The sequence below is a fragment of the Massilia sp. WG5 genome (genome assembly GCF_001412595.2).
Taxonomy (GTDB): domain Bacteria; phylum Pseudomonadota; class Gammaproteobacteria; order Burkholderiales; family Burkholderiaceae_D; genus Telluria.
In genome coordinates, this window is the sequence record NZ_CP012640.2 from 1,626,631 (window position 1) to 1,646,747 (window position 20,117).

General features: G+C 63.7%; 22 protein-coding genes. All 22 read right to left on the bottom strand.

What is annotated here, in order from left to right:
- Positions 1-62: 62 nt before the first annotated feature.
- The 22 genes from AM586_RS07110 to AM586_RS07215 all read right to left on the bottom strand — a co-directional run bounded on the left by AM586_RS07110 (position 63) and on the right by AM586_RS07215 (position 19,946).
- Entirely contained in the window at positions 63-470 is a 408-nt protein-coding gene (locus AM586_RS07110) for a TerB family tellurite resistance protein (protein ID WP_047826261.1), read from the bottom strand.
- A 100-nt stretch (positions 471-570) separates the two neighbouring features.
- Positions 571-879, bottom strand: coding sequence for a hypothetical protein (locus AM586_RS07115; protein WP_047826262.1), 309 nt, complete (start codon positions 877-879; stop codon positions 571-573).
- Position 880: 1 nt separating this feature from the next.
- On the bottom strand, positions 881-2,119 hold the full coding sequence (locus AM586_RS07120; protein ID WP_047826263.1) for an MFS transporter: 1,239 nt from the start codon (positions 2,117-2,119) through the stop codon (positions 881-883).
- 119 nt (positions 2,120-2,238) lie between these two features.
- Positions 2,239-2,745: a 2-C-methyl-D-erythritol 2,4-cyclodiphosphate synthase gene (gene ispF / locus AM586_RS07125; RefSeq protein WP_047826264.1), complete on the bottom strand. Its 507-nt coding sequence runs from the start codon at positions 2,743-2,745 to the stop codon at positions 2,239-2,241.
- 4 nt (positions 2,746-2,749) lie between these two features.
- Positions 2,750-3,454, bottom strand: coding sequence for a 2-C-methyl-D-erythritol 4-phosphate cytidylyltransferase (gene ispD / locus AM586_RS07130; RefSeq protein ID WP_047826265.1), 705 nt, complete (start codon positions 3,452-3,454; stop codon positions 2,750-2,752).
- The gene (locus AM586_RS07135) at positions 3,455-4,192 is read right to left on the bottom strand and encodes a hypothetical protein (protein WP_052234427.1); all 738 of its coding nucleotides are present in this window, start codon (positions 4,190-4,192) and stop codon (positions 3,455-3,457) included. It abuts the gene before it with no gap.
- Between the two features lies 1 nt (position 4,193).
- Positions 4,194-4,751 carry an NUDIX domain-containing protein gene (locus tag AM586_RS07140; RefSeq protein WP_047826266.1) on the bottom strand — a complete coding sequence of 186 codons (558 nt, stop codon included), beginning with the start codon at positions 4,749-4,751 and terminating at the stop codon, positions 4,194-4,196.
- Between the two features lie 180 nt (positions 4,752-4,931).
- Positions 4,932-5,252, bottom strand: coding sequence for a DUF2818 family protein (locus AM586_RS07145; RefSeq protein ID WP_047826267.1), 321 nt, complete (start codon positions 5,250-5,252; stop codon positions 4,932-4,934).
- Between the two features lie 5 nt (positions 5,253-5,257).
- Positions 5,258-6,784 carry an NADH-quinone oxidoreductase subunit NuoN gene (gene nuoN / locus AM586_RS07150; RefSeq protein ID WP_373887950.1) on the bottom strand — a complete coding sequence of 509 codons (1,527 nt, stop codon included), beginning with the start codon at positions 6,782-6,784 and terminating at the stop codon, positions 5,258-5,260.
- Positions 6,785-6,802: 18 nt separating this feature from the next.
- The gene (locus AM586_RS07155) at positions 6,803-8,311 is read right to left on the bottom strand and encodes an NADH-quinone oxidoreductase subunit M (RefSeq protein WP_047826268.1); all 1,509 of its coding nucleotides are present in this window, start codon (positions 8,309-8,311) and stop codon (positions 6,803-6,805) included.
- Positions 8,312-8,328: 17 nt separating this feature from the next.
- On the bottom strand, positions 8,329-10,446 hold the full coding sequence (gene nuoL, locus AM586_RS07160; protein WP_047826269.1) for an NADH-quinone oxidoreductase subunit L: 2,118 nt from the start codon (positions 10,444-10,446) through the stop codon (positions 8,329-8,331).
- A 50-nt stretch (positions 10,447-10,496) separates the two neighbouring features.
- The gene (gene nuoK / locus AM586_RS07165) at positions 10,497-10,805 is read right to left on the bottom strand and encodes an NADH-quinone oxidoreductase subunit NuoK (protein ID WP_036168632.1); all 309 of its coding nucleotides are present in this window, start codon (positions 10,803-10,805) and stop codon (positions 10,497-10,499) included.
- Complete coding sequence (locus AM586_RS07170) at positions 10,802-11,455, bottom strand: NADH-quinone oxidoreductase subunit J (RefSeq protein WP_047826270.1); 654 nt, start codon at positions 11,453-11,455, stop codon at positions 10,802-10,804. Before AM586_RS07170 ends, nuoK begins: the two co-directional genes overlap by 4 nt.
- Positions 11,456-11,489: 34 nt before the next feature.
- On the bottom strand, positions 11,490-11,978 hold the full coding sequence (gene nuoI, locus AM586_RS07175) for an NADH-quinone oxidoreductase subunit NuoI (protein ID WP_047826271.1): 489 nt from the start codon (positions 11,976-11,978) through the stop codon (positions 11,490-11,492).
- A 12-nt stretch (positions 11,979-11,990) separates the two neighbouring features.
- Positions 11,991-13,076, bottom strand: a complete 1,086-nt coding sequence (gene nuoH / locus AM586_RS07180; protein WP_082439699.1) for an NADH-quinone oxidoreductase subunit NuoH — start codon at positions 13,074-13,076, stop codon at positions 11,991-11,993.
- A 5-nt stretch (positions 13,077-13,081) separates the two neighbouring features.
- Positions 13,082-15,424 (bottom strand): NADH-quinone oxidoreductase subunit NuoG, encoded by a 2,343-nt coding sequence (gene nuoG / locus AM586_RS07185; protein WP_047826272.1) that lies wholly within the window; start codon positions 15,422-15,424, stop codon positions 13,082-13,084.
- A gap of 21 nt (positions 15,425-15,445) precedes the next feature.
- The gene (nuoF, locus tag AM586_RS07190; RefSeq protein WP_047826273.1) at positions 15,446-16,741 is read right to left on the bottom strand and encodes an NADH-quinone oxidoreductase subunit NuoF; all 1,296 of its coding nucleotides are present in this window, start codon (positions 16,739-16,741) and stop codon (positions 15,446-15,448) included.
- Entirely contained in the window at positions 16,738-17,214 is a 477-nt protein-coding gene (gene nuoE / locus AM586_RS07195) for an NADH-quinone oxidoreductase subunit NuoE (protein ID WP_047826274.1), read from the bottom strand. The genes nuoF and nuoE overlap by 4 nt, the downstream gene beginning before the upstream one ends.
- A 24-nt stretch (positions 17,215-17,238) precedes the next feature.
- Positions 17,239-18,492: an NADH-quinone oxidoreductase subunit D gene (locus AM586_RS07200; RefSeq protein ID WP_047826275.1), complete on the bottom strand. Its 1,254-nt coding sequence runs from the start codon at positions 18,490-18,492 to the stop codon at positions 17,239-17,241.
- Positions 18,492-19,085, bottom strand: coding sequence for an NADH-quinone oxidoreductase subunit C (locus AM586_RS07205; RefSeq protein ID WP_047826276.1), 594 nt, complete (start codon positions 19,083-19,085; stop codon positions 18,492-18,494). The genes AM586_RS07200 and AM586_RS07205 overlap by 1 nt, the downstream gene beginning before the upstream one ends.
- Before the next feature lie 21 nt (positions 19,086-19,106).
- Positions 19,107-19,583, bottom strand: coding sequence for an NADH-quinone oxidoreductase subunit B family protein (locus AM586_RS07210; protein ID WP_047826277.1), 477 nt, complete (start codon positions 19,581-19,583; stop codon positions 19,107-19,109).
- Positions 19,584-19,586: 3 nt separating this feature from the next.
- Entirely contained in the window at positions 19,587-19,946 is a 360-nt protein-coding gene (locus AM586_RS07215; protein ID WP_060567006.1) for an NADH-quinone oxidoreductase subunit A, read from the bottom strand.
- Between the last annotated feature and the right edge of the window lie 171 nt (positions 19,947-20,117).

Below are 20,117 nucleotides of genomic sequence, written 5' to 3' on the forward strand. Positions count from 1 at the left end.
AGGATAACAGCCGCCGGCGGGCCCGAAATTCAACAATTGTCACATTTCCTTGCGGGCCCGCTTCAGGCCGCCTGCAGGCCGCGTTCCGGAATCGACCAGGTCTTGAAAGCGCGCTCGATCAGGAGCGTTTCGCGGGCGTCCAGCACGGTGTCGGCGTGCACGATGTCCAGCATCGCCTTCATGAGCGACATGCGCAGGGTCTTGTCCTCGACTTCGCCCAGCAGGTCGTCGAGCAGGCGGGCGTCGATCTCGACCTCGGCGCTGCAGCGCCGGGCGGCGCTCGAGAGCAGGTCTTCGCACAGGTCCCGGACCACGTCGTCGAAGCCGTCCTCGTCGATCCCGGTCTGCAGCAGGATGCCGGAGTGATGCATCGCCTTCACCTCCGAAGGCGCCAGGTGGCCGTCGACGATCATGGCAAGGGCCAGCAGCCGCGACACGGCCTTGGGACTGTTGGTGGGGTAACTACGCATGACAGGACTCCTCAAGTGAACGAGACACCAGAGTAATGCCATGCGCATGAAAGTAAAACCGCATAAACCTTGATGGATACTTCGGTTTTTCCGAAGCTCCTCAAATCCGCCGGCGGCGGTACTCGTCCAGGAAGGATTCCACTTCGCGCGGCGACAGCACCTTCACCGGATCGCCATGGTGGGCGTACAGGTAAGGCGCCCCGCCCTGGCGGTCGGTCAGCTTGGCGCGGATCAGGAAGCGGGTCCCGGCCGGATACAGCGCCGGGTCGCGCAGGCTGCGCCCGCACTGCACCCGCATCGAGGTCGCATAGGCCTGGCCGGCCATCGGCCTGATGCGCAGTGCTCCGGTGCGCACATCGGGCACCGATTCGACCGCGACGTCGCGGTAGGCCCAGGGATCGCGCGCCATCTCAGGCCTTCGCCGCTGCCGCGGCGCGCGAGGCCGCGTGCACCGGCGCTTCGCGGATCGGCAGGTTGACCAGCGCGGCGGCCAGTGCCAGTACGATGTCGGCGTACCACATCCAGGAATAATCACCGAAGTGGACGAAGGAGAGCCCGCCCAGCCAGGCGCCGAAGAAGCCGCCGACCTGGTGCGACAGCAGGGTCAGGCCGAACAGGGTCGACAGGTAACGCGTGCCGAACAGCTTGCCGACCAGGCCGGCCGTCGGCGGCACCGTCGCCAGCCAGGAGAAGCCGAGCGCGGCGGCGAAGACATAGAAGGTCAGCGCCGTCTTGGGCGCCAGCAGGTAGATGCCGATGATGAGGGCGCGGCCGCCGTAGATCGCGGCCAGCAGCCACTTCATGCGGTAGCGCTGGCCGAGCGCGCCCGCGATCAGCGAGCCGGCGATGTTGAACAGGCCGATCAGGGCCAGCGCCGTGGCCGACACCCCGGCCGGCAGGCCGCACAACGCGACTTCGCCCGGCAGGTGGGTCACCAGGAAGGCGATGTGGAAGCCGCAGGTGAAGAAGCCGGCGTGCAGGTAGAGATAGCTCCTGTCGCGCAGGGCCTCGCGGACCTGGCGTCCCAGGGTGGTTTCATCGACGGCGACGGCCGCGTGCGCCGTCGCCTTCCGGCCGCGCATGAGGAAGGCCAGCGGAATGGTCAGCAGCGTGGTCGCCGCCAGCGAGATCATCGCCACCACCCAGCCGCTGGCCTGGATCACCGCCTGCACCAGCGGCGAAAAGACGAACTGGCCGAAAGAACCGCCTGCATTGATGAAGCCGGCGGCGAAGGGACGGCGCTCGGCAGGGAGGCGCTGGGCGGTGGCGCCGATCAGGATCGAAAAGCTGCCCGCCCCCGCCCCGGACGCGGACAGCACGCCGAGGGTCAGCATCAGCCCCCACTGCGAGGAGACGAAGGGCGTGGCCGCCAGGCCCAGCGCCAGCATGAGGCCGCCCAGCACGATCACGCGCGCCGGGCCGTACTTGTCGGCCACCGCGCCGAAGATCGGCTGCGAGGCGCCCCACATGAACTGGCCGACCGCCATCGCCAGGCTGATCGAGGCGACGCCGAGGCCGGTCGAGGTATTGATCGGCGAGAGGAACAGGCCGGTGGTCAGGCGCGCCGCCATCGTGATCATCAGGATCGCGCTGGCGGACAGGATCAGGAGCCAGGCGGCGCGCGGGCTCATCGTCGTGGGCGTGGTCATCTTGGCTCCCTTGTTGTCGTTTTATGTCCGACAGTGTCGCATGGCGCGACGGAAGTTGCAGGCGACCACCCAAAACCGTCGTCCCCGCGCAGGCGGGGACGACGAGCGAACAATACGGCTTACGCCTTGACCAGCAGCGCCGTCGCCTGTGCCGCCATGCCCTCTTCACGGCCGAGGAAGCCGAGCTTCTCGTTGGTCTTTGCCTTGATGTTCACCTGCTGCGGCGAGACGCCGAGGTCTTCGGCGATGCGCGACACCATCTGCGGGATGTGCGGGGCCATCTTCGGCTGCTGGGCGATGATGGTGGCGTCGATGTTGCCGATGGTGTAGCCGGTCGCGAGCACGCGCGAGGCCACTTCGCGCAGCAGGGTGCGCGAGTCGGCGCCGGCGAACATCGGGTCGGTGTCCGGGAAATGCTTGCCGATGTCGCCGAGGGCGGCCGCGCCCAGCAGCGAGTCGATGATCGCGTGCAGCAGCACGTCGGCATCCGAGTGGCCGAGCAGGCCGAGGCGGTGCGGGATGGTGACGCCGCCGACGATCAGCTTGCGTCCTTCGACCAGGGCGTGGCAGTCATAGCCGGTCCCGATGCGGAACGGCGGAGTTGGGTTATAAGATGCAAGAGCCATGGCGTCACACGAATTCGGGTTGGGACACTGCCAGGTACAGCTCGGCGATCCGGATGTCGTCCGGCAGGGTCACTTTCAGGTTGCGGGGGTGTCCTTCGACTAACTTGGGGGTCAATCCGAGCGCTTCAACCGCACTCGCGTCATCGGTAATCGCATTCGGATCGGTAGCGGCCTTCAGGGCCTCGGCCAGCAGCTTGTAGCGGAACATCTGCGGGGTCTGCGCCAGCCACAGGCCGTTGCGCGGGATGGTGCCGCAGGCTTCGCCGTCGATGCAGCGCTTGACGGTGTCGACCACCGGCAGGCCCAGCAGGCCACCGACCGGGTGTTCGCCGGTGGCAAGGATCAGCTTCTCGATCAGTTCGGCGTTCAGGCCGGGACGGGCGGCATCGTGCACCAGCACCCAGTCGGTGGGCGCCAGGGTATTCGCCAGCACGGCCAGGCCGTTGCGCACCGACTCCATGCGGCTCGCGCCGCCGCAGCGCAGCACGGTCACGCCGTGGTTCGGGGCGACGCTGTCGATGTAGGGATCGTCCGGGCTCACCACCACGAAGGTGTGCGCGATCAGGTCGCTCGACAGGAAGGCGTCGAGGGTGTGGCGAAGCATCGGCTTGCCGCCGATCTTCAGGTACTGCTTCGGACTGCCCGCACCCATGCGGGCGCCGACGCCGGCAGCTGGAATTAAGGCAAAGTAACGTGGTGCTTGATTCATTTATGAGCTTGTTGACGAACGTGAGCGTCTTGTCGATCCAATAAGAGACTGTACCTCACCTTGGCAAACTTTGCTGAGACGCGCGTACTCTCCCGGACTGTCAATACGCGCCTGCAAGGCCTTGGCCTTGCCCATCTCGCCCTTGATGAAGGGCATCCAGCGGCCATCGAGTTCCGCCTGCACGCGCGCGAGCGCCTGGCCCCGCGGCGCATACATGGACCGGCCATCGAAACGGCGGCCCAGCACCGTGCGCACCCTGCTTTCCACTTTCGGCAGGTAGTCGGCGTAGGCCTTGAGATGGCGCATTTCGTGCGCAAGTATCTCGCGGTACGGACAGGTCCCCGGCGCGAACTCGCTGCCGACGTAGATCACGACCGGCAGGTAGGACAGGCGCACGCCGATCCGCGGCAGCATGCACTCCTCGCCCGTGTCCGGATCGGCCACGATGGCGCCCTCGACGCTGATGCTCACGCGCGACTCGGCACGGGTCAGGCCCAGCACGTAGTCGCCGGCGCGCTCGCGCTTCATCTGCGTGAGGGTGCGGTAGGACAGGCTGTTGTCGACGCGGTAGCCGGCGTCGCGGGCGTCGACGCTGACGCCGGGCCGCCGGGTATCGGTATCGAGGCCAAGCTGCCGCGCCTCGCAGCGCGCCTCGAAAGGCGTGCGCGCCGCCGCATTGTTTGCCGCGATCAGCAGGATCATGGCAAGCAGTGGCGGCAGCGGCGGCAGCCTCGGCATCTCAGGTCGGCGTCCAGGTGCCGGCGGCGAATTTCTCGAGCCAGAAGGTGCCGATGACGGTCTTCACGTCAGTGATCTCGCCGCGCTTCACCATCTCCAGCAGTTCTGGAATCGTGGCCGTGAAGAGCTCGAGGAATTCGCCGTCGTCCAGTTTCGCCTCGCCCTGGGTCAGGTCGCGCGCCAGGAAGATGTCGAGGTGCTCGTCCGAATAGGCAATGGCGTTGTGGATGGTGCAGACGAAGTGCCAGTCCTTCGCGGTATAGCCGGTCTCCTCTTCCAGCTCGCGCTTGGCGCAGGCCAGGGAGGCTTCGCCCGGATCGATTTTCCCGGCCGGGAATTCGATGAAGACGCGGTCGTTCGGATAGCGGAACTGGCGCTCCAGCAGCACGCGGCCGTCCGGCAGCAGCGGCAGGATCACGACGGCGCCCGGGTGGCGGATGAATTCGCGCTGGCTTTCGGAGCCGTCGGGCAGCTTGATGCGGTCGCGGGTGACTTTGAGGAAGTGGCCATCGTAGGCCAGTTCGCCCTCGATGCGGGTTTCTCGCAGGTGGGAATCCATGAAAACTCCGGTGATACTTCGTTGATCGTTTTACAGACAAGCCAAAGGGAGCTGCGAAAACCGTCGCGAGTGGCGGCAGTTCCGATCGAGAAGCGCAGCCGTACTACTGCACGGCCGGTCCGCCGGAGCGGAGCATCGCAGATCGGGAATGCAACGCGCAGCAGGTTTGCGCAGCTCCCCTCAGGACCGGCGCTTTTTCAGGTAGCGTAAGACGAAACCGGGGAAGGCCAGCACGACGAACATGCAGCCCGAAATTGCATAGAACTCCCAGGTTTGGGGGAACGCGTTACCGATCCGGGATTCCAGCAAATGGGCGAGTCCGCCGACGACGAAGTATAAAACAAACAACTCGAGAAGGCGCACGACGAACAGCTTCGTGTGCGCCCTGCCCTGCGCTGGCTTCAGGGGAATGAAGCCGAACACGCTCTCGTTCAGGAAAGGCAGGTTGGCGAACGCGATCGCGACCGCGATCACCAACCAGGTTGCCAGGGACAGGTCCAAGGCGCTTACGAACCCAGGGTCTGGGTCATGGCGGTCAGGCAGGCCTGCAGCAGCGAGCCCGGCATCACGCCCAGCAGCACCACCAGGATGCCGTTCAGCGACAGCGCCACGCGCATGTCCATCGGGGTCGAGATCGGCGAGGCGTCGGCCACGTCATCGAACCAGATGGTCTTCACCACGCGCAGGTAGTAGAAGGCGCCGATCAGCGAGAACAGCACGGCGACGATCGCCAGCCAGTACTGGCCGGTTGCGACCACGGCCTGCAGCACCGCCCACTTGGCCATGAAGCCCATCATCGGCGGCACGCCGGCCAGCGAGAACATCAGGACGGTCATGACCACGGCATACCACGGGCTGCGCTTGGCCAGGCCCTTGAAGTCGGCGATTTCTTCCGCTTCGAAGCCCGAACGCGCCAGCATCATCACCAGGCCGAAGCTGCCCAGGGTGGTCAGCACGTAGGTGATGGTGTAGTACATGGCGGCGCTGTAGGCCGGGGCGGCGTTGGCGGCATTCGCCACATCCTTGCCGCCGGTCACGCCGGCCATCATGCCGAGCAGAACGAAGCCGAGCTGGGCGATGGTCGAGTAAGCCAGCATGCGCTTGATGTTCGACTGGGCGATCGCGGTCAGGTTACCCACGGCCAGCGACAGCACGGCCAGGGCCAGCAGCATCTGCTGCCAGTCGAAGGCCATCGGCAGCAGGCCTTCGACGAGGATGCGGATCATCATCGCGAACGAAGCCAGCTTCGGCGCTGCGCCCAGCAGCAGGGTCACGCCGGTCGGCGAACCCTGGTAGACGTCCGGCACCCACATGTGGAACGGGACGGCGCCCAGCTTGAAGGCCATGCCGGCGACGACGAACACCAGGCCGAACACCAGGATGGTGTGGTTGGAGGCGCCGGCGGCGGTCAGCTTGGCGATCGTGGTGAGGTCCAGCGAACCGGTGGCGCCGTAGATCATCGAGATACCGTAGAGCATGAAGCCCGAGGCCAGCGAACCCAGGATGAAGTACTTCATCGCGGCTTCGGTCGAGGTTGCGTGGTCGCGGCGCATCGCCACCAGCGCGTACAGCGACAGCGACATCAGTTCCAGGCCCAGGTAGATCGGCAGCATGTTATTGCCGGAGATCATGATCATCTGGCCGAGCGTGGTGAACAGGGCCAGCACGTAGAACTCGCCGCCCATGTTACCGGACATCATGCCGCGGTCGCCGGCGTACTGGCGCGAGTACACCAGGGTGATGCCGACTGCCAGGTAGGTGAACAGCTTGAGCAGGTTCGCCATCGGGTCCGACACGAACATGTTGAAGAACGTGTAGGTCGTGGTGCCGGCATTGAAGTCGGCGTAGGTGATCACCGCGCAGCCGACCAGGGTCAGCAGCGACAGGACGTAGGTGATGTTCCGCTTCCCTTCCTTCAGGAACATGTCGATCAGGAGGATCGCGCAGGACGCGACCACCAGGAAGATTTCCGCGGACAGCGGCGCCATGTTGATGGACGCCGCCGAGACAGTAGTGTTAATCATCGGATTCATATCTGTTTAGTGTTCCGCTCAGTGCATCGCCGGCAGTTTGCTGACCGAGACGTGCTGCAGCAGGTCGGCCACCGACACCTGCATCGAGTCGGTGAACGGCGCCGGATACAGGCCCATGTAGATGGTCAGGATCGCCAGCACGCCGAGCATGAAGAACTCGCGGCCGTTCAGGTCGACCAGCTCGGCGACGTGCTTGTTGCCGATCTTGCCGAACACCACGCGCTTGACCATCCACAGCGAGTACGCGGCGCCCAGGATCAGGGCGGTGGCGGCCAGCAGGCCGGTCCAGAAGTTGAACTGGACCGCGCCCAGGATGACCATGAATTCGCCCACGAAGCCCGAGGTCGCCGGCAGGCCGCAGTTGGCCATCGCGAACAGGACCGAGAAGGCGGCGAACTTCGGCATGCGGTTCACGACGCCACCGTAGTCGGCGATTTCACGCGAGTGCATGCGGTCGTACAGCACGCCGATGCACAGGAACATCGCGCCCGACACGAAGCCGTGCGAGATCATCTGGACGATACCGCCCTGCACGCCGATCTCGTTGAAGATGAAGAAGCCGAGGGTGACGAAGCCCATGTGGGCGATCGACGAATAGGCCACCAGTTTCTTCATGTCCTTCTGGACCATCGCCACCAGGCCGATGTAGATCACGGCGGTCAGCGACAGCACGATGATCAGCGGCGCCAGGTAGTGCGAGGCGTCCGGGGCGATCGGCAGCGAGAACCGCAGGAAGCCGTAGCCGCCCAGCTTCAGCATGATCGCGGCCAGCACCACCGAACCGCCGGTCGGCGCTTCGACGTGGGCGTCCGGCAGCCAGGTGTGCACCGGGAACATCGGGACCTTGACCGCGAAGGCCATCAGGAAGGCCAGGAAGATCAGGACCTGTTCCTTCATGGTCAGCTTTTGGGCGTGCCATGCCAGGATGTCGAACGAGCCGCCCGAACGGTTGTACAGGTAGATGATCGCGATCAGGGTCAGCAGCGAACCCATGAAGGTGTACAGGAAGAACTTGAACGCCGCGTACACACGGTTCGGGCCGCCGAACACGCCGATGATGATGAACATCGGGATCAGGGTGGCTTCGAAGAAGAAGTAGAACAGCAGGCCGTCGAGCGCAACGAACACGCCGATCATCAGGCCCGACAGCATCAGGAAGGAGCCCATGTACTGGGCCACGCGTTCCTCGATCACCTGCCATGCCGAGATCACGACGATGATCGTGATGAAGGCGGTCAGCGGCACGAACCAGAGACTCAGGCCGTCGATGCCGAGGAAGTAGTTGATGTTGAAGCGCTCGATCCAGGCCGCCTTCTCGACGAACTGGGGACCGTGCAGGGTGTTGCTGAAGCTGCTCATCAGCGGGATGGTCGGCAGGAAGCTGACCACCGCGCCGATCAGCGACAGTACGCGGGTGAAGCCCGCGCGGCTGTCACGGCCGACCGCCAGCACGATCACCCCGAAGAGGATCGGTAACCAGACCGCCAGGCTCAGGTAGGGAGGAAATGTTGAAATCGTGGACTGCATCTTGTTTTTCTCTCTGATTAAGCGTGCCAGAACGGGAAGAAGTACAGCAGCGTACCCAGCACGCCCAGGATCATCACGAACGCATAGTGGTAGATGTAACCAGTCTGGAACGTACGGACGATGGTCGAGAACCAGCCCACCAGCTTGGCGGAACCGTTGACCAGCAGGCCGTCGATCAGGACGCGGTCACCGACCTGCCACAGGCCTTTGCCCAGGCCGCGTGCGCCGCCTGCGAAGACGACCTCGTTGAACTTGTCCATGTAGTACTTGTTATCCAGCAGAGTGTGGATCGGGCGCAGTTTGGCGTAGAACCAGGCCGGCACACGCGGATTGATCATGTAGCAGTAGTAGGCGGCGACGACACCGGCCAGGGCCAGCCAGAACGGCAGCGCGGTGAAGCCGTGCAGGCCCATCGCCAGCGCGCCGTGGAACTCCTTGCCCATCTCTTCCAGCGCCGGGTGATTCTCGCCGATGAAGATGACGTTCTTGAAGAAGTCGCCGTACAGCATCGGCTTGATCGCGAAGAAACCGATGATGACCGACGGGATCGCCAGCAGGATCAGCGGCAGGGTCACCACCAGCGGCGACTCGTGCGGCTTCTGGCCCGGGGCCAGGCCGTGGTGGCCGTGGTCGTCTTCCTCTTCTTCTTCGTGGTGGGCAGTGGCTTCGTGCAGTGCAGTCGGATCCTTGCCTTCCGCGCCGTGGTTGTCGGCATGGTGAGCATGGTCGTCATGGTGATCATGCGCATGCGCCTTGCCGAAACGCTCTTCGCCGTGGAACACCAGGAAGTACATGCGGAAGGAGTAGAAGGCGGTGATGAACACGCCGGCCACGACCGAGAAGTAGGCGAAGCCCGAACCCCACAGGTGCGATTCGGCGACGGCTTCGATGATCGAGTCCTTCGAGTAGTAACCCGCGAAGAACGGGGTACCGATCAGGGCCAGCGAGCCGAGCAGCGAAGTGATCCAGGTGATCGGCATGTACTTGCGCAGGCCGCCCATGTTGCGCATGTCCTGGTCGTGGTGCATGCCGATGATGACCGAACCGGCGCCGAGGAACAGCAGGGCCTTGAAGAAGGCGTGGGTCATCAGGTGGAACACGGCCACGTTATAGGCCGACACGCCCAAGGCGACGGTCATGTAGCCCAGCTGCGACAGCGTCGAGTAGGCGACCACGCGCTTGATGTCGTTCTGGATGATGCCCAGGAAGCCCATGAACAGCGCGGTGATCGAACCGATGACGATGATGAAGGACAGCGCGGTGTCCGACAGCTCGAACAGCGGCGACATGCGCGACACCATGAAGATACCGGCGGTCACCATGGTGGCCGCGTGGATCAGCGCCGAGATCGGGGTCGGGCCTTCCATCGAGTCCGGCAGCCAGACGTGCAGCGGGAACTGCGCCGACTTGCCCATCGCGCCGATGAACAGGCAGATGCAGGCGGCGGTCAGCAGCGGCCAGGTGGTGCCCGGCACGGTCATGTTGACCAGCTTGGCGGCCTGGGCGAAGGTTTCGCCGTAGTGCATGGTGCCGGTGGCGGCCAGCAGCAGGCCGATACCGAGGATGAAGCCGAAGTCGCCGACGCGGTTGACCAGGAAGGCCTTCATGTTCGCGAAGATCGCCGTCGGGCGGGTGTACCAGAAGCCGATCAGCAGGTACGAGACCAGGCCCACCGCTTCCCAGCCGAAGAACAGCTGCAGGAAGTTGTTGGACATGACCAGCATCAGCATCGAGAAGGTGAACAGCGAGATGTACGAGAAGAAGCGGTTGTAGCCGTCGTCTTCCGCCATGTAGCCGATCGTGTAGATGTGGACCATCAGCGACACCGAGGTCACCACGCACATCATCATGGCCGACAGCGCGTCGATCTGGAAGCCGACCGACATCTTCATGCTGCCGATGGTCATCCAGGTGTAGATGTCACCGTTGAAGGTGTTCCCGGCCAGCACGTCCATCAGCGTCATGATCGAGATGACCATGGCGATGAACACGCCGGCGATGGTCGCGGTATGCGACACCTTGCGGCCGACCACGTTCCCGAAGAACTTGGTGCCGAGCAGGCCGGCGATCGCCGAGCCCGCGAGCGGTGCGAGTGGCACCGCCAGCAAGAGGTTAGGGTTAATTGGCCCCGTCATTTTCTATAGCCTTATGTCTTGTTTATCGAGGAGTTCACAGAACAAACCGATTAGCCCTTCAGGCTGTCGAGGTCTTCCACGTTGATCGTGTCCAGGTTACGGAACAGGACCACCAGGATCGCCAGGCCGATCGCCGATTCGGCGGCCGCGACAGTCAGGATGAAGAACACGAAGATCTGCCCTGCCGCGTCTCCCAGATAATGCGAGAAGGCGACGAAGTTCAGGTTCACTGCCAGCAGCATCAGTTCGATGGCCATCAGCAGGATGATGATGTTCTTCCGGTTCAGGAAAATACCGACCACCGAGATCGCGAACAGGATCGCGCCCAGGATCAGGTAATGAGCGAGCGACAGAGTCATGGAGCCTCCTTGTTGGCTTCTGCGGCGGCCACTGCGGCTGCATCGATCGCCTTCTGGTTCACCGCCTGCATCTTCACGATGCGCAGGCGGTCGTTACGCTTGACGCGGACGGCGAGGCCCGGGTCGATGGCTTTGGAGTCCTTGCGCTTGCGCAGGGTCAGCGCCACGGCTGCGATGATCGCCACCAGCAGGATCAGGCCGGCGATTTCGAAGCCATAGATGTACTGGGTGTAGATCAGGCGGCCCAGTTCGCGGGTGCCGCCGATGTGGCCGACGGCCGCTTCGGCCGGCGCTTCCGCGGCGCCGAGGAAGCCGCGCCACAGGACCGCGGCCATCTCGACCACGATCAGGGCGCCGATCGCCGAAGCGACCGGCAGGTAGCCCCAGAAGCCTTCGCGCATGCGGTCGACGTTAATGTCGAGCATCATCACGACGAACAGGAACAGCACCATGACGGCGCCGACATAGACCAGCACCAGCACGATGGCGAGGAACTCGGCCTTCAGCAGCATCCAGATGCCGGCGGCGTTGAAGAACGCGAGCACCAGGAACAGCGCGGCGTGAACCGGGTTCTTGGCGGTAATGACGCGCAACCCGGCGATGATCATGATCGCCGAGAACACGTAGAACAGAACAGTTGTGAATTCCATGACTTACGCAGGAGCCCTCTTGTTATTAGCGCGATTAGCGGTATTTGGCATCGGCGGCACGTGCGGCGGCGATGTCGTTCTCGTAGCGGTCGCCCACGGCCAGGAGCATTTCCTTGGTGTAGTACAAGTCGCCACGCTTTTCGCCGTGGTATTCCAGCACCTGGGTCTCGACGATCGAATCAACCGGGCACGATTCTTCGCAGAAGCCGCAGAAGATGCACTTGGTCAGGTCGATGTCGTAGCGCGTGGTGCGGCGGGTGCCGTCCTCGCGCTGCGCCGATTCGATCGTGATCGCCATTGCCGGGCACACCGCTTCGCACAGCTTGCAGGCGATGCAGCGCTCTTCCCCGTTGGGGTAGCGGCGCAGCGCATGCAGGCCGCGGAAACGCGGCGAGATCGGGGTCTTTTCTTCCGGGTACTGCACGGTGATCTTGCGCGACAGCGCATACTTACCGGTCAGCGCCAGGCCCTTGAATAGCTCGGTCAGCATCAGGCTGCCGAAGAAATCTTTTACTCGAGTCATTTCTGCGCTTCCTTACTTCCAAATGTTCCACGAGGTCTGCATCACGCCGGCGACCAGGACCAGCCATACCAGCGTCAGCGGGATGAACACTTTCCAGCCCAGGCGCATGATCTGGTCATAGCGGTAACGCGGGAAGGTGGCGCGGACCCAGATCATCATCGACACGACCAGGAAGGCTTTCAGGGCCAGCCAGAAGAAGCCGCCGAAGGCGCCGCCGATTTCGAGGAACGAGAACGGGGCCTGCCAGCCGCCGAGGAACATCACCGCGGTCAGGGTCGACACCAGGATCATGTTGGCGTATTCGGCCAGCATGAACATCGCGTACGACATGCCCGAGTACTCGACCATGTGGCCGGCCACGATTTCCGATTCGCCTTCCACCACGTCGAACGGGTGGCGGTTGCACTCCGCCAGGCCGGAGATGAAGTAGATCACGCACAGCGGCAGCAGCGGCAGCCAGTTCCACGACAGGAAATTCAGGCCGTGGGAGGCCATCGAACCGACCGCCTGCTTGGCGACGATGTCCGAGAAGTTCAGGCTGCCCGACACCATCAGGATCACGACCATCACGAAGCCCATCGGGATCTCGTAGGAGATCATCTGGGCCGAGGCGCGCATCGCGCCCATGAAGGAGTACTTCGAGTTGGCCGACCAGCCGGCGATGATGATGCCGTACACCTCCATCGAGGTGATCGCCAGCAGCAGCAGCAGGCCGGCGTTGACGTTCGCCAGCGCGGTTTCCGGACCGAAGGGGATGACCGACCATGCGGCCAGGGCCGGCATGATGGTCATGATCGGGCCGATCACGAACAGCGGTGCGCTGGCCTTGGCCGGGATCACGATTTCCTTCAGCAGCAGCTTGACGCCGTCGGCGAGCGGCTGCAGCAGGCCGATCGGGCCCACGCGGTTCGGGCCGACGCGGATCTGGATCCAGCCGATCAGCTTGCGCTCCCACAGGGTCAGGTAAGCCACCAGGCCCATCAGCGGAGCGACGATCACGATGATCTTGATCAGCGTCCAGACGAGAGACCAGGCGGTCGCACCCAGCACGTTCGCGCCGCCGGCATTGAAGCTATTAATTACATCAGGCATCGACATTTTAATTAAGCCTTTTCAATCGAAATCGGACCGAACATGGCGCCCAGCGACGAGGTCAGCTGGTGAGCCGCGGCCACGCGCACGACGTTCGCCGGCAGGCGCGTATCGACGGCGGCGACCAGGGTCGCGCTGCCCTCCCCTTGCTGCACGGTGACCATGTCGCCGGCTTGCACGCCGAGGGTCTCGGCCAGCTTGGCCGAAATGGTCGCCAGCGGCGCCTGGGCGTCGGCGGTGCGCAGCAGCGGTTCCGAACGGCGCGCGATGGCGTCGGCGAAGTAGATCGGCACATCGGCCAGGCGCTCCAGCTTCAGCTCGCCATCCTTGGCTTCGGCGTACCTGGCCGAGGTCGGCGCCAGCTTGGCGATGTTGTTCAGCTTGGCCGACAGGTCGGTGTTGCCCTTGCCCAGCGCTTCGTCGCGGATCGATTCCGAGTTCTCGTAATCGAAGCCCGACAGGCCCAGCAGGTTGCCCAGCACGCGCAGCACTTTCCAGGCCGGGCGGGTGTCGCCCAGCGGCTTGACGGTGCCGTTGAAGCTCTGTGCGCGGCCTTCGCAGTTGACGAAGGTGCCGGCGGTCTCGCTGAACGGCGAGATCGGCAGCAGCACGTCGGCGTAGTCCATGCCGTGCTTGAATGCCGACATCGCGACGACCATCTCGGCGCCCTGCAGGGCGCGGATGGCTTGCTGCGGGTTAGCGGCGTCGAGTTCCGGCTCGGCGTTCAGCAGCAGATAGGCTTTCTTCGGCTGCGCGAACAGGTTCGCTGCATTCTTCGACGTGGCGTTGACCAGGTAGCCGCCGACGGTGTTGGCGGCGTCGACGAAGTAGCCGAACTTGGCGCCGGTCTGCTCGGCGATCCATTGGGCCACGGCGTGGATTGCCGAGGCTTGCGGGTGCTGCGCAGCGGCGTTACCCAGCAGGATGGCGCCCGGCAGGTCCGCGGCATTGTCCACGACCAGGGTCGCGGCGATGGCCTTGGCGGCGTCGGTCGCGTCAATGCCTTCGAAGCCGGCCGGGGCGGCAATGCCCTTGGCGGCGGCGACGGCGACAGCGACGTCCGACAGGGCGGCCAGCCAGTCCGACGGCGCGGCGATCAGGCGGCCGGCGGTCGGGATCAGGTTGTCGTCGTTCGAGCCGTGGATGATCGACAGCTTGGCGCCCGACTTGACGGCGGCGCGCAGGCGGGTCGCGGCCAGCGGGTGGTCCTTGCGCAGGAAGGAACCGACCACCAGCACGCGCTTCACCAGCGACAGCTCGGCGATCGGCATGCCCAGCCACGGGGTGACCGCGCCGTCCAGGGCGAAGTCGCTCTGGCGCAGGCGGAAGTCGACGTTCTCGATGCCGAAGCCGCGCATGGCTTTCTGCAGCAGGTACAGCTCTTCGACGGTCGAGTGCGGCGTGGCGACGGCGGCGATGCTGTCGGCGCCGTGCTCGTGGCGGATGTTACGCAGGCCGTGGGCCACGTATTCCAGCGCGGTCTGCCAGTCGGTGTCGATCCACTTGCCGTCCTGCTTGAGCATCGGATTGACCAGGCGGTCGGCGTTGTCCAGCGCTTCGTAGGCGAAGCGCTCCTTGTCGGACAGCCAGCATTCGTTGACGTGTTCGTTTTCCAGCGGCAGCACGCGCATCACCTTGCCGCCCTTGACCTGGACGATCAGGTTGGCGCCCAGCGAGTCGTGCGGCGACACCGAACGGCGGCGCTGCAGTTCCCACGGACGCGCCGAGTAACGGAACGGCTTGCTCGTGAGCGCGCCGACCGGGCACAGGTCGATCATGTTGCCCGAGACTTCGGAGTCGACGGTCTTGCCGACGAAGGTGGTGATCTCCGAGTGCTCGCCGCGGCCGACCATGCCGAATTCCATCACGCCGGCCACTTCCTGGCCGAAACGCACGCAACGGGTGCACTGGATGCAGCGGCTCATCTCTTCCATCGAGATCAGCGGACCGGCTTCCTTCGGGGTCACGACGCGCTTCTCTTCGCTGTAGCGCGAGCCGCTCTTGCCGTAGCCGACGGCCAGATCCTGCAGCTGGCATTCGCCGCCCTGGTCGCAGATCGGGCAATCCAGCGGGTGGTTAATCAGGAGGAACTCCATCACCGATTTCTGTGCCTGCACCGCCTTGTCGCTGTGGGTGCGCACGATCATGCCCGGCGAGACCGGGGTCGCGCAGGCCGGCATCGGCTTCGGCGCCTTTTCCACTTCCACCAGGCACATGCGGCAGTTCGCTGCGATCGACAATTTCTTGTGATAGCAGAAGTGAGGGATGTAGGTTCCCAGTTTGTTCGCGGCGTCCATCACCATGGAACCTGGTGGGACTTCTACTTTCTTGCCGTCTAATTCAATTTCAACCATTTGATCGTTACCTGACCTGGTTTAAAGGTATGCGGGCACGAGGCAATGCTTGTGCTCGATGTGATATTCGAATTCCTCGCGGAAGTTCTTGATCATCGCTTCCACCGGCATCGCCGCAGCGTCACCCAGGGCGCAGATGGTGCGGCCCTTGATGTTGAAGGCGATGTTGTTCAGCAGGTCCATGTCTTCCGGACGGCCCTGGCCGTGCTCGATACGGTGGACCATGCGGTACATCCAGCCGGTGCCTTCACGGCACGGGGTGCACTGGCCGCACGATTCCTCGTAATAGAAGTAGGACAGGCGCAGCAGCGACTTGACCATGCAGCGGGTCTCGTCCATGACGATCACGGCGCCCGAACCGAGCATCGAACCGGCCTTGGCGATCGAGTCGTAGTCCAGGTCGGTGTCCATCATGACTTCGCCGCGCACGACCGGCGCCGACGAACCGCCCGGGATCACGGCCTTGATCTTCTTGCCGCCGCGCATGCCGCCAGCCAGTTCCATCAGCTTGGCGAACGGGGTGCCCAGCGGGACTTCGTAGTTGCCCGGACGTTCGACGTCGCCCGAGATCGAGAAGATCTTGGTGCCGCCGTTGTTCGGCTTGCCCAGCGCCATGTAATCGGCCGCGCCCATGTTCAGGATGAACGGGACGGCGGCGAAGGTCTCGGTGTTGTTGATCGTGGTCGGCTTGCCGTACAGGCCGAACGAGGCCGGGAACGGCGGCTTGAAGCGCGGCTGGCCCTTCTTGCCTTCCAGCGACTCCAGCAGTGCGGTTTCTTCGCCGCAGATGTAGGCGCCGTAGCCGTGGTGCGCGTGCAGCTGGAACGAGAACTGCGAACCCATGATGTTATCGCCCAGGAAGCCGGCGGCGCGCGCCTCTTCCAGCGCCTCTTCGAAGCGCAGGTATTCCTGGAAGATCTCGCCGTGGATGTAGTTGTAGCCCACGGTGATGCCCATCGCAAAGGCGCCGATGGCCATGCCTTCGATCAGCGCATGCGGGTTGTAGCGGATGATGTCGCGGTCCTTGAACGTACCCGGCTCGCCTTCGTCGGTGTTGCAGACGAGGTATTTCTGGCCCGGGAACTGGCGCGGCATGAAGCTCCACTTCAGGCCGGTCGGGAAACCCGCGCCGCCGCGGCCGCGCAGGCCGGAGGTCTTCAGGTCGGCAATGATCTGCTCGGGCGTGATGCCCTCTTCCAGGATGCGGCGCAGCGCCGAGTAGCCGCCACGCTTCACGTAGTCGGCCAGGTGCCAGTTGTCGCCGTTCAGATCCTTCAGGATCAGCGGATTGATGTGGCGGTCGTGCAGGCTGGTCATTTGTTCAGTTCCTCCAGCAGGGCGTCGATCTTTTCGTCGCTCATGAACGAGCACATGCGGTGGTTATTCACCAGCATCACGGGTGCGTCGCCGCAGGCGCCCATGCATTCGCCTTCGAGCAGGGTGAACTGCCCGTCTTCGGTGGTGCCGCGGTAGTCGATGCCCAGGGCATCCTTGATGCGCTGGCCGGCGCGCTCGCCGCCCGACAGGGCGCACGGCAGGTTGGTGCAGACCGTGATCTTGTGCTTGCCGACCGGCTTCAGGTTGTACATGTTGTAGAAGGTGGCCACTTCCTGGACCGCGATGGCAGGCATGCCGATGTAGTCGGCGACTTCCTGCATCGTTTCCGGCGACAGCCAGCCCTTTTCGACCTGCGCGTGGGCCAGCGAAGCCATCACGGCCGACTGGCGCTGGTCGGCCGGATACTTGGCCAGCTCGCGGTCGATCTTTTGTAAACACTGCTCAGATAACATTTCTTCTCTTCCTTAGCGGTCGACTTAGCGGTCGATTGAGCCGAACACGATGTCTTGCGTACCGATGATGGTCACGGCGTCGGCGATCATGTGGCCGCGCGCCATCTCGTCCAGGCTCTGCAGGTGCACATAGTCCGGGGTACGGATCTTCAGGCGGTAGGGCTTGTTGGCGCCGTCCGACACGATGTAGATGCCGAACTCCCCTTTCGGATGCTCGACCGCGGCATACGCCTCGCCCGGCGGCACGTGGAAGCCTTCGGTGAACAGCTTGAAGTGGTGGATCAGCGATTCCATGTTCGACTTCATGTCGACGCGCGACGGCGGCGCGATCTTGTTGTTGTCGATCATGACCGGGCCCGGGTTCGCAGCCAGCCAGGCAACGCACTGCTTGATGATGCGGTTGGACTGGCGCAGCTCTTCCACGCGGACCAGGTAGCGGTCGTAGGAGTCGCCGTTGGTGCCGACCGGGATGTCGAATTCCATCTTGTCGTACACGGCATACGGCTGGGTCTTGCGCAGGTCCCAGGCGATGCCCGAGCCGCGCAGCATGGCGCCCGAGAAGCCCATGCCCAGCGCGTCTTCCGGCGTGACCACGCCGATGCCGACGGTACGCTGCTTCCAGATACGGTTATCGGTCAGCAGGGTCTCGTATTCGTCGACGTAGCCGTCGAAGCGCTTGGTGAAGCCGTCGATGAAGTCGAGCACCGAGCCCTGGCGGATCTCGTTCAGCTCGTCCACCGCGCGCTGGCTGCGCACCAGCGACGGGCGGTGCTGCGGCATCTGGTCCGGCAGGTCACGGTACACGCCGCCCGGACGGTAGTAGGCCGCGTGCATGCGCGCGCCCGACACCGCCTCGTAGACGTCGAACAGGTCTTCGCGGTCGCGGAAGGCGTACAGGAAGGGACCCATGGCGCCGATGTCCAGCGCGTGCGCGCCCAGCCACATCAGGTGGTTCAGGATACGGGTGATCTCGTCGAACATCACGCGGATGTACTGCGCGCGGACCGGCGCTTCGATGCCCAGCAGCTTCTCGATCGCCAGCACATAGCCGTGCTCGTTGCACATCATCGAGACGTAGTCGAGGCGGTCCATGTACGGCACCGACTGCAGGTAGGTGCGGGTTTCCGCCAGCTTCTCGGTGCCGCGGTGCAGCAGGCCGATGTGCGGGTCGGCGCGCTGGATGACCTCGCCGTCCAGCTCCAGCACGAGACGCAGCACGCCGTGCGCTGCCGGGTGCTGCGGACCAAAGTTCAGGGTGTAATTCTTAAGCTCAGCCATTATTTCATCCCGTAGGTTTCTTCGCGGATCACGCGCGGGATGTTTTCACGCGGCTCGATCGTCACGGGTTGGTAGATCACGCGCTTCTGCTCGGGGTCGTAGCGCATCTCGACATAGCCCGAAATCGGGAAGTCCTTGCGGAACGGGTGGCCGATGAAGCCATAGTCGGTCAGGATGCGGCGCAGGTCGCCGTGTCCTTCGAACAGGATGCCGAACAGGTCGAACGCTTCGCGCTCGAACCAGTTGGCGTTGCGCCAGATGCCGGTGATCGACTGGACCAGGGGCATTTCGTCGTCCGGGCAGAACACGCGGACACGCACGCGCCAGTTATGCTCGATCGACAGCAGGTGCACGACCACCGCATAGCGCAGGCCATCCCAGGTGCCTTCGCCATAGTTCAGGTAGTCGACGCCGCACAGGTCGATCATTTCTTCGAAACGCAGCGACTTGTCGTCGCGCAGGGTCTGCATCGCTGCCAGATAGTCCGCGGCCTTGACTACCACGGTTACTTCGCCGAGCGCCGACGAAATGGCGGCGCGCTCGCCGAGCGCATTCTTCAGGGCGAGCTCAAGGACTTCGAGTTTTGTCGTCATGGTGTAATTCGGCAGGTTCTCTTATCGCGCGATGGTGTTGGTGCGCTTGATCTTGTTCTGGAGCTGGATGATGCCGTACAGCAGAGCTTCAGCGGTCGGCGGGCAGCCCGGGACGTAGACGTCGACCGGCACGATGCGGTCGCAGCCGCGCACGACGGAGTACGAGTAGTGGTAGTAGCCGCCGCCGTTGGCGCACGAGCCCATGGAGATCACCCAGCGCGGTTCCGCCATCTGGTCGTAGACCTTGCGCAGCGCGGGCGCCATCTTGTTGCACAGCGTGCCGGCGACGATCATGACGTCGGACTGGCGCGGGGACGGACGGAACACGACGCCGAAGCGGTCGAGGTCGTAGCGGGCGGCGCCGGCGTGCATCATCTCGACTGCACAGCATGCCAGGCCAAACGTCATCGGCCACATCGAACCGGTACGGGCCCAGTTGATCAGCTTATCGGCTGTGGTGGTAACAAAACCTTCGTTTAAAACGCCTTCAATAGACATGGCTTATTCCCAATCAAGGGCACCTTTCTTCCAGATGTACCAGAAACCGACAACGAATTCGGCGATGAAGACCATCATCGTCACGAACGCCGGCCAGCCCAGGTCACGCATCGAGACGCCCCATGGGAAGAAGAATGCCGTTTCCAGATCAAACAAAATAAACAGGATCGCGACCAGGTAGTACCGGACGTCGAATTTCATGCGCGCGTCTTCGAATGCTTCGAAACCGCATTCATACGGCGACAGCTTGGCGGCGTCGGGACGGTGCGGACCGATAAGACGGCCGAGAACTTGCGGAGCGACGCCAACGCCGATACCGACAAGCACGAACAAAAGGACGGGGAAGTAATTCTCGAGGTTCACAGCAGGAAAGCCTTAGTTGAACGATCGGTTGATAAAACACTGCATGGCTGCAGCACCGCATCGGACAATCCTGGCTTGTGGCCTACCACCAGGATCGTTCGAATGGACGCCTCGGAGTGAAGCACCCATGATCCTCGTAAAAAAGCCAGCTAAGGCAAGGAGCGGAGTCCA

Bases quoted from the DNA above. Each gene is read 5' to 3' on its own strand.
- AM586_RS07110 (WP_047826261.1), bottom strand. From the start codon at position 470: ATGCGTAGTTACCCCACCAACAGTCCCAAGGCCGTGTCGCGGCTGCTG.
- AM586_RS07115 (WP_047826262.1), bottom strand. From the start codon at position 879: ATGGCGCGCGATCCCTGGGCCTACCGCGACGTCGCGGTCGAATCGGTG.
- AM586_RS07120 (WP_047826263.1), bottom strand. From the start codon at position 2,119: ATGACCACGCCCACGACGATGAGCCCGCGCGCCGCCTGGCTCCTGATC.
- ispF (WP_047826264.1), bottom strand. From the start codon at position 2,745: ATGGCTCTTGCATCTTATAACCCAACTCCGCCGTTCCGCATCGGGACC.
- ispD (WP_047826265.1), bottom strand. From the start codon at position 3,454: ATGAATCAAGCACCACGTTACTTTGCCTTAATTCCAGCTGCCGGCGTC.
- AM586_RS07135 (WP_052234427.1), bottom strand. From the start codon at position 4,192: ATGCCGAGGCTGCCGCCGCTGCCGCCACTGCTTGCCATGATCCTGCTG.
- AM586_RS07140 (WP_047826266.1), bottom strand. From the start codon at position 4,751: ATGGATTCCCACCTGCGAGAAACCCGCATCGAGGGCGAACTGGCCTAC.
- nuoN (WP_373887950.1), bottom strand. From the start codon at position 6,784: ATGAATCCGATGATTAACACTACTGTCTCGGCGGCGTCCATCAACATG.
- AM586_RS07155 (WP_047826268.1), bottom strand. From the start codon at position 8,311: ATGCAGTCCACGATTTCAACATTTCCTCCCTACCTGAGCCTGGCGGTC.
- nuoL (WP_047826269.1), bottom strand. From the start codon at position 10,446: ATGACGGGGCCAATTAACCCTAACCTCTTGCTGGCGGTGCCACTCGCA.
- nuoK (WP_036168632.1), bottom strand. From the start codon at position 10,805: ATGACTCTGTCGCTCGCTCATTACCTGATCCTGGGCGCGATCCTGTTC.
- AM586_RS07170 (WP_047826270.1), bottom strand. From the start codon at position 11,455: ATGGAATTCACAACTGTTCTGTTCTACGTGTTCTCGGCGATCATGATC.
- nuoI (WP_047826271.1), bottom strand. From the start codon at position 11,978: ATGACTCGAGTAAAAGATTTCTTCGGCAGCCTGATGCTGACCGAGCTA.
- nuoH (WP_082439699.1), bottom strand. From the start codon at position 13,076: ATGTCGATGCCTGATGTAATTAATAGCTTCAATGCCGGCGGCGCGAAC.
- nuoG (WP_047826272.1), bottom strand. From the start codon at position 15,424: ATGGTTGAAATTGAATTAGACGGCAAGAAAGTAGAAGTCCCACCAGGT.
- nuoF (WP_047826273.1), bottom strand. From the start codon at position 16,741: ATGACCAGCCTGCACGACCGCCACATCAATCCGCTGATCCTGAAGGAT.
- nuoE (WP_047826274.1), bottom strand. From the start codon at position 17,214: ATGTTATCTGAGCAGTGTTTACAAAAGATCGACCGCGAGCTGGCCAAG.
- AM586_RS07200 (WP_047826275.1), bottom strand. From the start codon at position 18,492: ATGGCTGAGCTTAAGAATTACACCCTGAACTTTGGTCCGCAGCACCCG.
- AM586_RS07205 (WP_047826276.1), bottom strand. From the start codon at position 19,085: ATGACGACAAAACTCGAAGTCCTTGAGCTCGCCCTGAAGAATGCGCTC.
- AM586_RS07210 (WP_047826277.1), bottom strand. From the start codon at position 19,583: ATGTCTATTGAAGGCGTTTTAAACGAAGGTTTTGTTACCACCACAGCC.